Source organism: Anaerobacillus alkalilacustris (assembly GCF_001866005.1).
Lineage (GTDB): Bacteria > Bacillota > Bacilli > Bacillales > Anaerobacillaceae > Anaerobacillus > Anaerobacillus alkalilacustris.
Genome location: NZ_MLQR01000031.1, coordinates 219,187 through 234,529 on the forward strand (window position 1 = coordinate 219,187; position 15,343 = coordinate 234,529).

Genomic DNA, 15,343 nt, shown 5'->3' on the forward strand with positions numbered 1-15,343 from the left:
GAATTAAGTCGATAAAATATAGTATCACTTTGAAATAGAAAGGAGATTAGTATGTTGATAGCTGATAAAATTATTTTGACAGGGTTAAAACAGTTGAATAAGCCTTACGTTTTTAACTCTCCCTCATTACAAACAAAAACCTTTGATTGCAGTTCTTTTATTCAATATATTTTTAGAGAAAACGGAATTGTTCTTCCTCGAAATTCACGCGAACAATATAAAGCTGGAGTAAAAATAACTGTTTCTAACATAAAAAAAGGAGACTTATTATTTTTTACAACCAAAAATAGAAGACACAGAAAAGGAATTGAAAAAATAGGTCATGTTGCTATATATCTAGGATACAATCAAATACTTCACACTCACCGAAAAGGAAAAAAGGTAGTAATTTCTGACTTAGATCCTTACTGGAAAAAAGTATTAGTAGGAGCAACTCGAGTTATTTCACAATAAAAGCTCACCTTAATTGATGAGCTTTTATTTAAAGTGAACTACTCACTACTTAACTTCTGACGAAATTTGAAGTGGGAGACTTCTTTCGGAGAACCGTTAAAGCACAAACTCCATCTTAAAACTTAAATTGGAAACATTCTGGATGTGAAGAAGGTAACCTCTATGGCTAGAAGTTAAGGATTCATATTAAAATTGTTTAAGAATATTAATTAATTTATCAATTTCATTTTCAACTATGATCAACTGTTTATGCTCTTTATTTACAAAACCTTGTTCAATCATATGATCAAAAAAAGAAATTAAGGGGGTATAGTAGTCATTAATATTTAACAAGCTACAAGGCTTCTTGTGATAACCTATTTGTGCCCAAGTTAACACTTCAAACCATTCCTCCATTGTTCCACTTCCACCAGGCAATGCAATAAAACCATCGGCAAGATCAGCCATCATCGCCTTTCTTTCATGCATCGTTTCCACAATATGGAGCTTCGTTAAATTTTGATGTGCAACTTCAATTTTGGCTAATTTTTTTGGAATGACCCCAATAACCTCACCGCCACCTTCCATTACCGCATCAGCGACAGCACCCATACATCCAACCATAGAACCACCATATACGAGGTCTATCTTAGCTTCAGCTAGTTTTTTACCTAATTGTTTTGCAGCTTCCATATATTTTGGATCATGACCAGTTCTTGATCCACAAAAAACAGCAACTTTTTTCATGAATTTCACCTTCCTCAGCTATTTAGTTCATACTGAAATCATTGTTTTTTTCCAAAAAACTATATTATTAACTTGCAGACCTTATCTTAACTTGCTTATCAGACTTTTTACGGTTAACGATAATTATACCTGATGTAACAAAGCTTAGTCCGAGTAGAACAAAAAGATGAATGACCTCATCTAACAGTATTGAAGAAAGCAAAACTCCAAATACAGGTATCAAGAATAAATACATTGATACTTGCCCTACATTATTATATTTCATAACATTATTCCATATAACAAACCCGGCTGCAGATAAAAATGCTAAATATAAGAGTAATCCAAATGAATAGAGGGTAAATTGAAATGGCATTAATCCAGCAAAAACAACGCCGGTGATTAATAAGCCAAAGCCGCCAATCAGCATTTGTGATGCTGTTAAATACATAACATTCAACGTCTGCACACCGTTACGTGCAAGAATATTTCCATACGCACTAGAAATCATCGCTACTGATAAACATAACTCTCCAAATCCGAATTGAAACTCAAATGTCCCTTGTGTAATATTAACTAATATAACACCAGTAAAACCAACGAATAACCCTACCGTTTTACGCATTGAAATTTTATCATTTTTATACATAAAGTGAGCAAAAATAATTTGAAAAAAAGAAGTTGTTCCAGCAATAATTGCTCCTTGGATTCCAGTGCTATAGCTTAGTCCAATATAAAACAAAACGTACTGAAAATATGTTTGAAAAAAACTAATCTTTAATAGAGGCTTAAAAGAACCTTTTTTGTAGCTAACTTTTCTCCTAATCAAAATCATAAAGGTAAAAATAAGTAACGCAGATAGGAAAAAACGATATCCTGCAAATAAAACTTGTTGAGCCGTTTCATCCTGCTGAATATTTAATGCCTCATAACTTAATTTAATAACTGGGAAAGCACTGCCCCATAAAGCTGTACAAACAATTGCAGACAAAATAATTCCATATGAATTCGTAAAAAATTTCTCAGACCACACTAGATACAATTCTCCTCACTTTTAAAGCTGAACTGAACCTCAATCAGTGTGGGGTTCGATCCTCCTCCAACTGATTATAAGTTTAGCCTATCCTATCTTTCATAACCATTAATCCCCGCCCTTGTGTTTTAAGTAGGTCACTCTCAACTTAAGTATGGGGTAAACTAATATAAGATTATATGAATTTTGTCGATTTTCCAAGGGAAATATTCAAAAAGGTGAGAGCAACAAATCTTATTATTATATTTATAAACTTAATGAAGGGACCGAGCTCGTAGGCTGCTTGTGCTAGACAGTTTCTAAGTTAGAAAAGAGAGAGAGTAAAAATTTTCTGGACACCAGATCCCTTATTTTGAAAAAAAGCCTTAATTTATGGATTTTGCGGACACAAAATCCGCTATTTAGTCTTGAAAGTGTGTTTTTCATATTATTCTAACTAAATAAGAGACCTGATGTCCGCGAAAGTGTAAAAATTCGTTTTCTTTCTAAAATAACGGAACCTGTATCCTAAAGAGCAGCTAAACATGCAAACCATAAATATTAATCTAACTAAAAAACGCACAGATCTGTGCGTTTTCTATATTTTAATTTTTTTTACGATATCCGAACTGCAGAGTTTGAGGTTAATTTAATTTTTCCCTAATAAACTCAGGAACGTGTTGATCATCTATCGTTTCAAATAAAGGTGAGAAAGTATCCTTTTCATAATAATAAGCGATAACATATTTACCCGAATCATTCCATGATGATGCTATTAAACATTCTTCTAACTCATCATACTCTTCAATTCGAATACTACCAGGTATTTTCTCAAAGTTAAGTATATCTTTTTCGTACCTCATGTATTCATATAGATGCCGCTCATCTCTTTTAACTATTACTGCAAAATGAATATCGTCAGCCGTTAATCGTGCTTGTTTCACTAAATCTCTCTCTTGAAGCCAAGCTTCAATCTGATCATAAGATTTTTTCCAACTTGAAAATACCCTTTTGTCATCACTTAATAAATACTCAATATTTGACCATACAGATCTATCATCCATCAAATCATCATAAGTTTCTTCCATTATTTCCGTCTGTAAAATTTGATGAAATTCTGAAATATCAGAATGATTAGTTAAAGAAACTTGTTGAGTTCCTCGGTTAGAGATAATTGTAATTTTATCAACTATATTAGTGTCAGTTATTCTTAATACTGAATTTACGTTATATTTGTGCTCGTCAGATTCTATGATTGCTCCGTACAAATCCTTATGCTCTTCTAGAAATGTGACAGGAACCTGATAGTGGCGAACAAGATGTTTTCCACTTGTCAATTCATATGCTATTGCGAATTGCCTTCGTTCCCAACCACCTTTTTCGATAGAATTTTGGTTCTTAATAATTTGTTCATGTAGAGCAACTATGTTTTCTTTATTTTGTTCGTCCTGATAATAATAGTTTTGAGTAAAATATTCCTCTTCTATATAATAATCATATCCGTCCATTAAGTAAAAAGAAGGAGCAAAATAAATACGTTCAATATCTTCTACGGCTGGAATTCTTTTTTCAAATCCAGTTATATCAAATTGAAATGCAATTGCCAACACACATATGCTTAGGGCATAAGTTCCATACCCTTTCCACTTTGTCAAAACGCGCCACGACTTTTCGACTATCATTAAGGCTACAAAATAACCGATGATTGAAGCAAAAACATAACCAAATAGCAACCAACTAGTTGAATTTTGTGTCTCTCCAAAATACAACCCACCAAGAAGCATGGCACAAAAGGTGACACCATATAAAAACACTGGTTCGAGAGATTTAAAAGCAATCGCCTGTGAAGCTAACTCCACCTTTCGTTTACGGTATGCTATAAGTGCTACTCCATAAAATACAACAATAAACAGGAAATACATGAAAATTTCTTTTCCAGTTAATGCGTCAAAGCCTAATTGGCTTGCCCTAACAAAAGGAATAAGCTTTTCTATTTTTTGACTTAAATGATAATCTACCGCAATTCCATAAAAAGAGTATTTCACATTCATTAATAACAACATAGACAATCCAGCCGGAAAGAACATCAATATATATGTTAAAACCCCTTGTAAAACCGACATTCCTGTAAACATTGCAACAAATACTGCTGCCATGAATATAAAGACTGTGAATAATATTGTCGACCCCATCCAAGTAGCGATATCAGCTAAGCTCAATAAATGTGGCAACTCTATAAAGCTGCTAATGATTAATAAAATAAGGCCTATAAAAAAAACAGGTATAACAAGTACTCCTAATCCAAATAACACATGCTGATGATATAAAGCTTCTCTCTTAATTGGTAGACTATGAATGTAATCAGTTGATAGTTTGACATGTACATAACGAAATAAAACGAGTGCAAGTAACACTGGGATAACAGAAAGTAAAATTAATTGAAATCCGTCAGATAACCGAAATAAGTTATCAGCTACTAAAGTATAGCTACGATAATAGTTATCTCTTGTATAAATCATTAAAATTTGTAATGGTACGGCAAAGAATAAAGACAGGAAATAGGCAATACCTATCCAACCTATATTTTTCGTGTTCTCAACAAAAACACCCCGATTAAACAATAACGTTTTCAATGGCATATCCAACATCCCTCATTTCATATATAAAGATTTCTTCCAACGTTAGTGGTAAAACATCGAATAACACCGGCTGATAAAACTCAATATGAGCTGATACTTCTTCTTCTTTACCTCGAACAATATACAACAAGACACTACCTCGCTGTTCTTTATACAAAATATCAAATGGCTTTAGAAATAACTCAGGTACATCGCCTTTAAACGCTAGTTGTATCTTATGAATATCAGACTTTAAATCATCTAGCTCCTTTTCAATGATTAATTTTCCATTGTGTAAAATTCCGATATGATCACATAAATCTTCAACTTCTCGAAGATTATGGGATGAGATTAAAATCGTCATTTCTCTTTCAGCTACTTCTTGTACGAGCAAATTTTTTACCTTTTGTCGCATTACTGCATCGAGACCATCAAGGGGTTCATCTAGTATTAATACATCTGGCATTGCTGCTAAAGCAAGCCAAAAAGCAACCTGACGCTGCATTCCTTTAGACATACGATGAATTTTCTTATTTATGTTGATAGGAAAGACTTTTTTATAATTTTCAAAACGTTCTTCATTCCATGTCGGATACATATTTTTCATAAAACTAGCCATTTGCTTTACAGTAGATTGAGGGAAAAAGTAAAGAGTATCTGTTAATAATATTGTTCTTTGTTTTAGTTTCACATTTTCATAAATTGGTTGACCATCTACAAAAATAGATCCTGAATCTTCTTTGTATATACCAGCAATCATTTTTAATAATGTTGTTTTACCAGCACCATTTGAACCTAGCAATCCATAAATAGAGCCTTTTTTAATAAAGAGATTAAGGTCACTTACCGCCTCATTTCCTTCAAATAATTTTTTAATATTTTCAATTTGAATCATCTTGCTCTCCCCCTTTTACAGATTGTTCCGCTATGGATATTAAAGATAAAATCTCTTCTTTTTTCATACCTAGATATAACGCTTCAGATATCAATTTCACTAATTCCTTTTTCATCTTCTTCACCTTTTCGTTATTAGTGGTATCTGCTTGTGGAGCAACGTATTTTCCCTTTCCAGGAACTGAATAAATGTAACCTTGGTTTTCCAACTCTCGATAAGCTTTTTGAATCGTATTTGGATTAATCGTTAATTGGGCTGCTAACGCCCTAACTGAAGGAAGTTGTTCATCAGTTTTCACTACTTCATGAATAATCATTTCCTTCATTTTTTCTACTAGCTGCTCATATATCGGAACCCTACTACGCATGTCTAATTGAAACATACACTATTTTCCTCCTTTCGTATGATGACTCTCGGTATCACCCTGGTAGATATTTCAAGAGTTTCCCTTGAACCGATTTTTCCCTCCTACATTTTGGTAGACGATTTTTGTTTAGGATTTAATAAATTCTTGGTAAGTCAACCTTCAATACTCCATAAACTGATCCCGAGCTTGCTAACTCAGTTAAAAAAGTCGACAACTACACAATTACAGTAGTAATTTTAAAAACCACTATTACAAAATTGCGTTTCGTGTACTACCTGTATCATCTTTGATAGTACAGTTTTATTATAACGTGGTTGGGTAAAATTTCAAGTTTTTTTTCGAAGTAGTACTTCTTCAACTCCCATCTAGACTTAATTAATTATCTGAAACTTTTATCTGGAATTAATTGAGAACAGTAGTAACAAACTGATACTTTAAGGGCGACTGAACAAGATAGATTGATTACCTTTTTCTTTGATTTTGTATTTTGGGGTTCAATTGTATTTTTGTATTAACTGGGATCAATTAATGGTAATTTATCAAGTTCTAATGAGAGAATAGTTTCAAACTAATTGAGAAGAACTACTGTCCAAATAGATATTAAGAATGACATTAATAATTCCACAAATACTATTAATAAGGTGGTGAAATAATGGAACATGTTATTAAAGAGCTAAATGAATTTTTGAAAGGTCAATACATGGGGATTCATTCTTACGAGCATTATATTCAAAAGGTAAAAGACTCTAAAATTAAGAAGGAATTCCAACAAATTCAACAAGAGCATAAAATTCATGCAATGAAAGTAGCAGAGAGAATTCAAAATTTAGGAGGCAAACCTGTTGATGATGAAGGATTTGTAGGTTCTATTCAAGGATTTATTAATCAACTAAATCTTCCTGACACACCAGAAGGTTTAATTAAAGGAGCTCTAAAAGGAGAAGATTTTGGGATTCAGATGTCTGAAGAAATTGTAAAAGGCGACTTAGACGCTGAGAGTCGTGAACTAATCGAAGAAATCTTAGATCGCGATAGACAACACACTTTCCTATTAAGTAAATTAATCCAATAAAGCTGAAATTCAATCAGTAAGGGTCTTACTGCACCTTAAGGGTGGGATAAAATTAAAACCTCTCTAAAACACAAGAAAAGCGCAAGCGCCTTGGTCACGAGCAGCTGCTCCTGTGCCACTCCGTTTGCTCAAGAGCAATTGTTTTCGTGCGACGAGTAACCGCAGGAGCAATTGTTTTCGTGCGACGAGTAACCGCAGGAGCAAAGCTGCATGAAGTTAATCGACGAAGGATCTCAAGCAGTAATTGAAGTTTGTTGCTTGACTGAAGTGACCGAGCTCGTAGGCTGCTTGCGCTAGACAGTTTCCAAGTTAGAAATTTATAAATTCTAATTATAGTACAAAGCCACTTTGCTTCAAGCGGCTTTGTACATGTTTTATTACCTTTGTTACTTATTAAGATATTTTCTTTAACTTAGAATGCGATAAGCTATAAATGTATTATTTCAACCATTCTTAGAAATATCATCCCATTGGTATGGCATTTCATTTAATAATTCATTATTCTCGCCCATCGATGAACAGTTTCTGACTAATTAACAATTATTATGTAGCTCGGTTTTGGTAATTATAAATTCACGCATGGATTAATTTTTATATTTTATACCTTTATCCTACTCTTAATTCACGATAATTTCTTTTCAATAAAATTCCTCTAAGTAATAAACCAAAGAAAAAACCAGGTATTAAAAATAACATCGGTAAAAAAACAGGACCTAATAGCACACCAAAAATTAGTAAACGTGCAGAATATATGAGCCCTACCGTTACAAAAAATGCTCCAAAAGCAAATGGTAAATATAAATAAGGTTTTGTTTTTTCGTTAGCATCTCGATACGCATCCCACAACGAAAACAAATAAAAACACGGATAAAACATTAGCCATTGGTAATTCGTCGCTCCTATAGCTTGATCAATGTTACCGTTAAATGAATATACAATTATTAAATTAAAGTTACTCATTACATTAATAACCACTTCAAGGATTAGTAAAATGGTACCCTTATAATATTTTTTATTGATAAATTGTCCAAAACCTGGAAGTGCAATATTCCAAAATAAAGCCTCATAATTTCGTTTTCCTTGTTTCATTTTCCGCTCCTTAAACATCTTTTAACAAAGAGGTTTTGGGTACATTTCCCCACTTCTGAAAAAGCGCGAATTTCTACATATACACACCCTTCCTATGTATTCTGTTATTTAAAACACTTTTAGTTTTTGTACCTTATTTTCCTCCCTCTACTTCGTACTTTTATATTATTACAAAAAATGTAAATTTTTATTACTAATCCCTAAATTAACCCTGCTCAGAATTGTATCAGACACATTTTACTGTTGAAGTTCACTCATAAGATATTAACGAAGAACCCATACTATTGTTAAAGCTTACTTAAGGGGATTACCTATGAAAAACAAATACAATAAATATCCTTTTCTTTTTCTACTCATCATTCACACCAGTTTACTTATTTACACAATTTATAAAAAGAAACCGAAAGAAAAAATAATTGTCTTACTATTATCAAATATTGGTTTAGCTTATTTTTTTGAATATATAGTTTTTAACATTTTTAATAGTTATTGTTACAAACCAAAAATATTTAAAAATACACACTTTGACAACATCGCTGGAGCAATATTATCTCAAGCAATCTTTGTTCCATTTACAGCTGTATTTATCACAATATTTGAATTAGGATGGAAAACAAAGATATTATTTAGCTGTTACTTTTTTGGAATTGAACACTTGTTTATTAGGTTAGGATTATTTAAACCTTATTGGTGGCGAACTATCTATACTCTTATCTCTATTCCTATATATTTTAAAATCAGTGATATTTGGTATAAAAATATTCAACGTCCCTCTCAAGTTGTTTCGTTTATTTCTTTGTTTCTCATGCTAATCGTCACAAACTCAAACTTTTTATTTGTATTAGCCCTTATAAAGCAAATAAAATTTAGACTAGGACATTCCCGTTCTTGGAGAACCCATTTTATCCTTGCACCACTCTATTCAATCATGTGCGGATGCTTGAATTCATTTTCTGCTATGAAAAACAGGTGGTATTATCATTTATCAGTAATTATTACTTGTTCTGCTGCTGATTGGTTGTTGAACAGATTCCGGTTTGTAAAAGTTAAATTCCCATTAGGATTTCTCAATATAGGGTATCATTTCCTATTAATTTTATTAGCTAATACTTTCAAAAAACGATTACTAAATGAACAAAGTTAAATTATATTCGTGAATTATTTGTCAAAAAAAGTAGGTATAATTCACGAAATACCTTGCTAAAAAACTATGAATCTATTATCATTTATTTATTCAATATCTAGTGTGTTTTACACACAAAAATACTATATATCGGAATGTAAAGGTGTCTTTTCAGACTTAATAGGGAATTCGGTTTAAAGCCGAAGCTGTCCCCGCAACTGTAAGTGCTGACGAACTGAGACAACCACTGTATAAAAACGACTTTTTTTACGGGAAGGCTCAGGTAGTAGGATGAAGCATTAGCCAGGAGACCTGCCATTCATTCCAAAGATTTCATTTCTTCGGGGAGTAAGATTTTGAAATGGCCAAAAAGGGAAAAAACTTTTTTTCTCTACTTTTATTATGCCGTTTCATGCTCTTTCAAGTTTGAAAGGGCTTTTTATTTTGACCTGATAACATTTGACAAGGGGTGCAATAATTTGGAAATATTGATAGAAAGTTTCAAAGAAATTGTAGATGAGAATAAAGATATCCTAAATGAAAATGCCAATGTAGATGGACGTTCTCCTTTAGGTAAAATGAATAAATTTGCTTCTGAAAGTGGAAAGTGGTTTACCGATCATTTCCTTTTATCTGAGGATGTTAGAAAATTCATCGACGATAATATATTGTACATACACGATAAAGATTTCTATCCTACAGGAACGACCACTTGCTGCCAAATACCATTAGATAAATTATTAGCAAGAGGGTTTAACACTGGTCACGGTTCAATACGGCCACCAAAATCGATTCAAACCGCAATGGCCCTAGCATCAATCATTTTTCAGTCTAATCAAAATACTCAACACGGTGGGCAATCATATCAAAAATTTGATTATGATTTGGCTCCGTATATTCGGTTAACTTACGAAAGCAATCAGGCTTCCATACAGAAGCTAGTTAATGGGAAACTTACATATGAAGAGGTTGATAGAATAGCTTGGGAAGATACTAGACGTCAAACATATCAAGCATGTGAGGCCTTTATTCATAACGCAAACAGCATGCATTCGCGAGGTGGTGGTCAAGTCCCTTTCGTCTCTATCAATTATGGTACAGACACTTCTCCTGAGGGTCGCTTACTAGTTGAGGAATTATTAAAAGCTACAAAATCAGGACTAGGTAACGGTGAAACACCTATTTTTCCAATTCAAATTTTTAAAGTAAAAGAGGGAATTAACTTTAATGAGGGTGATCCAAACTATGATTTGTTCCAACTCGCGTTAGAAACTACAAGTGAACGATTATTTCCTAATTTTTCTTTCCTTGATGCTCCTTTTAATCAACAATATGATGACGGTACACCCGAAAGCGAAGTTGCTTACATGGGTTGTAGAACAAGGGTAATGGGTAATATTCACGGAAAAGAAACATCTGTAGGTCGCGGTAATCTCTCATTTAGTTCCATTAACTTAGTTAAACTTGGATTAAATGCGAAAAAGAACATCAGCAAGTTCTATGAATTATTACATCAAGCTGTAGACATCACTATTAAACAACTTCTTGAACGGTTTCAATTTCAATGCACGAAAACGGCCGGCGAATTTTCTTTCTTATATTCACAAGGGGTATGGCGAGACGGAGAAAAGCTTAATCCAAATGATAGTGTCAGTGAAGTACTAAAACAAGGTACGTTAAGTATCGGCTTTATCGGACTAGCTGAAACTCTAGTTGCACTTACTGGCAAGCACCATGGAGAGTGTGAGGAAACTTTGGATTTAGGCTACAACATTATTAGATGTTTAAAAGAACGCGCAGAACAAGCGACAATAGATCATCAGCTTAACTTTAGTGTAATTGCAACGCCTGCCGAAGGTCTTTCAGGTAAATTCACAAAAATAGACCGCGATCAATTCGGAAATATTGAAGGGATTACTGATAAGGATTATTACACAAATTCGTTTCACATTCCTGTTGAGTACAACATATCAATATTTGAAAAAATACGTAGAGAAGCTCCTTTTCATAAGTTGTGTCTTGCAGGACATATCACGTACATTGAATTGGACGGCAATGCACGAACAAACATAAAGGCTCTAGAAAAAATCGTGAGAGCTATGAAAGAAAAGCATATTGGGTACGGATCTATCAACCATCCTGTTGATCGTTGTATTACATGTGATTACAACGGAATTATTGGTAATACATGCCCTAATTGCGGTGAAACTGAAGAGCTAAACTTCGAAAGGATACGCCGCATAACTGGTTATTTAGTAGGTGACTTGAAACGTTGGAATAACGCAAAATTACAAGAAGAAGGTAAGCGTGTTAAGCATAGAAATTCTTAACAGGAAGGATTGAAAACATTGAAAGTCCTTGGAATCAAAGAAGATTCAATTGTTGATGGAGAAGGATTACGGACAGTCATTTACTTTGCGGGTTGCTCTCATCAATGTCCGGGTTGTCATAATCCACAAAGTTGGCAATTACATGCCGGAACTGATTATACTCTGGATGAACTTTTGCAAAGCGTATGTGTAAATCCTCTGAACGATATTACTTTTTCTGGAGGAGATCCATTTTTCCAAGCTAAAAACATTGTTCCATTAGCAAAAGCTTTGAAGCAAGCTGGAAAAAATATTTGGGCATACACTGGCTATACAATCGAGGAGCTATTACAACGAGGAAATCAACATGAACTCGAACTGCTTGAATATGTTGACGTGTTAGTAGATGGTCGCTTCATTGAAAAAGAAAAAGACCTTTCCCTAACCTATCGCGGAAGTCGTAACCAACGTATTATCTATTTAAGAACTTTATTTTATTCAAAAAATCCAAAGGAAAATCCAGTAATATCAGTCTTATAGATTAAGGGCCACCCTTTGTTTATGCAGAAGCAATGTTTTATACGGCGAGTAATCGCAAGGGGAAATGGTAGCTATTCACTAGGTCGAATTTATCCTTAAAAAGGACTGTCACATTTAGTAACGGGTTCAGCTTTTGGAGAGAAAATAACATATAGCAATAGAAATAGCGTACCAATTCGCAATGTGGTACGCTATTTTCTGGCAACATAGTAAGCTAACGAAAGCAATAATAGAACAAGAAATTATTGGGGTGTTTAAATTGAATATTGCTATTTATATGACTTTATTATTTTCTTTAATTTTATCTACCATCACCTCTATTTGGATATATAAAAAGAAAACAAATAAGTGGTTAGGAGTGTTAATAGGTTTATGTATCAATACACTTCTATTATTAGGAGCAACAATTAGTTTTCACAAAATTTTCAATGTGAACGAAGTAGATGGATTATTTGCAAGTTTAGGCATACTTATATTCGCATTTTTCGTTCCTATATTTACTTGTATTAACTTTTACATTCTTGAATTATTGAGATACAAAATATATGGTATAAATGACTGACATTTGTTGTTCAAATAAGGATGTTAGTGCAATAAGCGGTGTTGATTATATTAACTCTATCGGACAAGAGAGCCGTTATTTGTGAACAAAGGAGTGTTTTAAAAGGGTTAACGGACATCAGGTTCGTTATTTACTTAATTTAGCTCCAAATATTGCAGATTTTCATGAAATAGCGTACTTCATGTCCGATAGCTCGAATTATTTGATCAATTCGGTGAAATAAGGTATCCTATGTCCGTTAGGGTCTGACACTTTTGAAACGGTTAGAAACAAATACAAAAATGTTTATAAATATTACAGTTATCAAACTAATCCAAAGGAAAATTTCCACACTTGTCACTCCATAATTTTTTTTCAAATCCAATACATTTTCAACTAGTTGAAATGTATTGGCAGAAATAATTTGTAGGCAAATTAGCCCCATAACAAACATCCACGACAAAAAGTAAATAGGATTAGTTACTTTCTCAATTTTCCCCTTGGCAACACCAATTTTCAAAAAAAGATGTTCAACTGTTGTCATGACAATCCTCCCCCCATCAAGGATAGGGATTGGTAAGCTATTTAACAAAATAAGTGTAATATTAATAGCAGCTAACATCATCCAAAATTCCATATTATGACCTAAATCGTAAACCATTTGAACTTGAGATTCAACGCTTCCTTGGCTACCAAATAACAGGTCAATTTGTAGAGACTTGAACAGTTCTCCTAAATGAGTGACTATGTAAATTAACCCATCCATAGCTACTACTAACCCATTAATAAAACTCCTACCTTGACTTATACTTGTTAAACCAATACTGACAAAATATAAGACAAGGTTCATAAAAATACCAGCAGAAAAGAAAATAATTTTTTGAATGTAATTATATTTACTAAAATCCTTCTCATTCGGTTGCACAAAACCACCTAATGGTAAAATACGTATTGAAAGTACACTACCATTTATTTTTTTACGAAGAAGTGTAGGACCAAAACCAAGAGAAATCTCCTCAACCCTACCACCAAAAAGACGAAATGAAGCATAATGGCCTAATTCATGAACAATCACTGACAATAAAAGTGCTATAAAAAACATCATGAGCGTACTATCCATCTTTTCCCCTCCAAAAATTATTTTTACATTTTATGCAAAGCTTGGCCAAAAAATACCTTTATCTACCTCTTCGTGATTATGTGTAGAGCTTACTATCATTTAAAATCGAAAATAACTAATCAAAATAATCCCTTAACACTTTAGGTTTGTATGCATACATTAAATTGTATCCAACTTTCAAAAGGAGGTTTTTTTTAATGACAGGTTGTACAACACCAACAACAGGTTATATAGGTGGTTTTACACTAATTCTTGTATTATTTATCTTACTTGTAATTATCGGTACTGCTTGGCTGTAAGAGAAATAAGTAATGGGCGTCAACCGTAATGACGCCCGTTTTGTTTTGTATACATTTAACTGTTGAGTTATAACTATATAATGAAACACAATAAACTACATAATATTTACACAGAAGAGGCTGCCAAAGACAGCCTCTTTCTTGAAAGGACTTTTACCAGAAGAATGCGGCTCCTAAAGCAAAACCGCCTACTGCTGCTAGAGCAACTGGAACAAAATAAGGGTTTCTACCATATCTATAACCGCCATAGCCACCACCGTAGCCATATCCAAAACCTCTTGGTCCCCTAACCATTGGATCTAGCCAAACATATTCTCTATCTACTTCTACAATTCTTCCACAGTGCACTTTTCCAGTTTTTTCATAAATGTGAACAACTTTCCCCTTATGCTGACAACAAAGTTGGTAATAACTCATAATAACCTCCTTTTCCTATTCTTTAATTATCTTATTTACTGCTTCACTTTTTGATTGTACATATTCTAACTTTATTATAAAAAAGGCTATAAACTTGGATAGTTTCACTATTTTTATATAAATTTGATTTTCATAGTTAATAAACCGTTCCTTTTTACTTCTATATTCATAGATTAGAATAGTAATGTTAAATAGTTATTGAAAGGAGATAGAATAAGTGTTTCCACAAAGAAGTCACATGTATCAACAGCCACCTCATAGATATCATTATTCTTACTATCAACAACACCCATATGGCTATCAGGAAGGTCCACGACCAAAAGGACTGTTTGGGAAACGGAGACAATTAGGTACTCCTATTGAACACCAGCAGATGCCGCCCCCTCACTTTTATCACCAACCAAATTTACATCAATATTATTCACAGCAACTTATGGTACCTCAGTCTTCATTCCAACAGCCAAAAAAGGGTATATTCCATAATCATGAAGGTAAACTCGATTTCCAAAAGATTGGAAATGGAGTTCAAACAGCAATGGGTTTCGTAAACCAAGTAAGTCCAGTCATGAAGATGTTTGGCGGACTATTTAAATAAAAGCTTTCCTTTTAGAGTACAGTGAATTAGGGCAGTTGCTAGAAGTCACGCTTCTAAACAACTGCCCTTATCTTTGATAGAATAACAGAATTTACCATTTAGAACAAAGTATACACAAATTTATACTAAAGATTAATTATTTCATAAACTGTCGATTCCAATAATACACTTTCGGTAGACGACGACAT

15 protein-coding genes and 1 riboswitch are annotated in these 15,343 nt (G+C 33.3%); of the genes, 7 read left to right on the top strand and 8 right to left on the bottom strand.

The window, feature by feature from the left end:
• The first annotated feature begins 51 nt into the window (after nt 1-51).
• The gene (locus BKP37_RS13880) at nt 52-453 is read left to right on the top strand and encodes a C40 family peptidase (protein ID WP_071310199.1); all 402 of its coding nucleotides are present in this window, start codon (nt 52-54) and stop codon (nt 451-453) included.
• Between the two features lie 186 nt (nt 454-639).
• Here BKP37_RS13880 and BKP37_RS13885 read toward each other — a convergent pair whose 3' ends face one another.
• The 5 genes from BKP37_RS13885 to BKP37_RS13905 all read right to left on the bottom strand — a co-directional run bounded on the left by BKP37_RS13885 (nt 640) and on the right by BKP37_RS13905 (nt 6,065).
• Complete coding sequence (locus tag BKP37_RS13885; RefSeq protein ID WP_071310200.1) at nt 640-1,179, bottom strand: LOG family protein; 540 nt, start codon at nt 1,177-1,179, stop codon at nt 640-642.
• A 67-nt stretch (nt 1,180-1,246) separates the two neighbouring features.
• Nucleotides 1,247-2,191, bottom strand: coding sequence for a DMT family transporter (locus BKP37_RS13890; RefSeq protein ID WP_071310201.1), 945 nt, complete (start codon nt 2,189-2,191; stop codon nt 1,247-1,249).
• Nucleotides 2,192-2,814: 623 nt separating this feature from the next.
• Nucleotides 2,815-4,809 (bottom strand): SLC5/6 family protein, encoded by a 1,995-nt coding sequence (locus BKP37_RS13895; protein ID WP_071310202.1) that lies wholly within the window; start codon nt 4,807-4,809, stop codon nt 2,815-2,817.
• A complete protein-coding gene (locus BKP37_RS13900; protein ID WP_071310203.1) occupies nt 4,784-5,683 on the bottom strand; it encodes an ABC transporter ATP-binding protein in 900 nt (299 codons plus the stop codon). Before BKP37_RS13900 ends, BKP37_RS13895 begins: the two co-directional genes overlap by 26 nt.
• The gene (locus tag BKP37_RS13905) at nt 5,670-6,065 is read right to left on the bottom strand and encodes a GntR family transcriptional regulator (protein WP_071310204.1); all 396 of its coding nucleotides are present in this window, start codon (nt 6,063-6,065) and stop codon (nt 5,670-5,672) included. The genes BKP37_RS13900 and BKP37_RS13905 overlap by 14 nt, the downstream gene beginning before the upstream one ends.
• A gap of 637 nt (nt 6,066-6,702) precedes the next feature.
• Here BKP37_RS13905 and BKP37_RS13910 point away from each other — a divergent pair.
• Complete coding sequence (locus tag BKP37_RS13910; protein ID WP_071310205.1) at nt 6,703-7,122, top strand: ferritin-like domain-containing protein; 420 nt, start codon at nt 6,703-6,705, stop codon at nt 7,120-7,122.
• Nucleotides 7,123-7,728: 606 nt separating this feature from the next.
• Here BKP37_RS13910 and BKP37_RS13915 read toward each other — a convergent pair.
• A complete protein-coding gene (locus BKP37_RS13915; RefSeq protein WP_071310206.1) occupies nt 7,729-8,211 on the bottom strand; it encodes a hypothetical protein in 483 nt (160 codons plus the stop codon).
• Nucleotides 8,212-8,524: 313 nt separating this feature from the next.
• Between BKP37_RS13915 and BKP37_RS13920 the strand changes: the two genes are divergently transcribed.
• The 3 genes from BKP37_RS13920 to nrdG all read left to right on the top strand — a co-directional run bounded on the left by BKP37_RS13920 (nt 8,525) and on the right by nrdG (nt 12,183).
• A complete protein-coding gene (locus BKP37_RS13920; protein WP_071310207.1) occupies nt 8,525-9,355 on the top strand; it encodes a hypothetical protein in 831 nt (276 codons plus the stop codon).
• A gap of 123 nt (nt 9,356-9,478) precedes the next feature.
• Nucleotides 9,479-9,668, top strand: a riboswitch (cobalamin riboswitch).
• A gap of 145 nt (nt 9,669-9,813) precedes the next feature.
• Nucleotides 9,814-11,664, top strand: coding sequence for an anaerobic ribonucleoside triphosphate reductase (locus BKP37_RS13925; protein ID WP_084034716.1), 1,851 nt, complete (start codon nt 9,814-9,816; stop codon nt 11,662-11,664).
• Nucleotides 11,665-11,682: 18 nt separating this feature from the next.
• Nucleotides 11,683-12,183, top strand: a complete 501-nt coding sequence (nrdG, locus tag BKP37_RS13930) for an anaerobic ribonucleoside-triphosphate reductase activating protein (RefSeq protein WP_071310208.1) — start codon at nt 11,683-11,685, stop codon at nt 12,181-12,183.
• 800 nt (nt 12,184-12,983) lie between these two features.
• Here the strand turns inward: nrdG and BKP37_RS13940 are convergent.
• A complete protein-coding gene (locus tag BKP37_RS13940; RefSeq protein WP_071310210.1) occupies nt 12,984-13,844 on the bottom strand; it encodes a site-2 protease family protein in 861 nt (286 codons plus the stop codon).
• A gap of 197 nt (nt 13,845-14,041) precedes the next feature.
• On the opposite strand from BKP37_RS13940, the gene BKP37_RS19365 reads away from it, so the two are divergent.
• Entirely contained in the window at nt 14,042-14,143 is a 102-nt protein-coding gene (locus BKP37_RS19365) for a YjcZ family sporulation protein (RefSeq protein WP_084034718.1), read from the top strand.
• Between the two features lie 153 nt (nt 14,144-14,296).
• Here the strand turns inward: BKP37_RS19365 and BKP37_RS13945 are convergent, their stop codons facing one another.
• A complete protein-coding gene (locus BKP37_RS13945; protein WP_071310211.1) occupies nt 14,297-14,560 on the bottom strand; it encodes a hypothetical protein in 264 nt (87 codons plus the stop codon).
• 217 nt (nt 14,561-14,777) lie between these two features.
• On the opposite strand from BKP37_RS13945, the gene BKP37_RS13950 reads away from it, so the two are divergent.
• Nucleotides 14,778-15,155 carry a YppG family protein gene (locus BKP37_RS13950; protein ID WP_071310212.1) on the top strand — a complete coding sequence of 126 codons (378 nt, stop codon included), beginning with the start codon at nt 14,778-14,780 and terminating at the stop codon, nt 15,153-15,155.
• Nucleotides 15,156-15,343 lie beyond the last annotated feature (188 nt).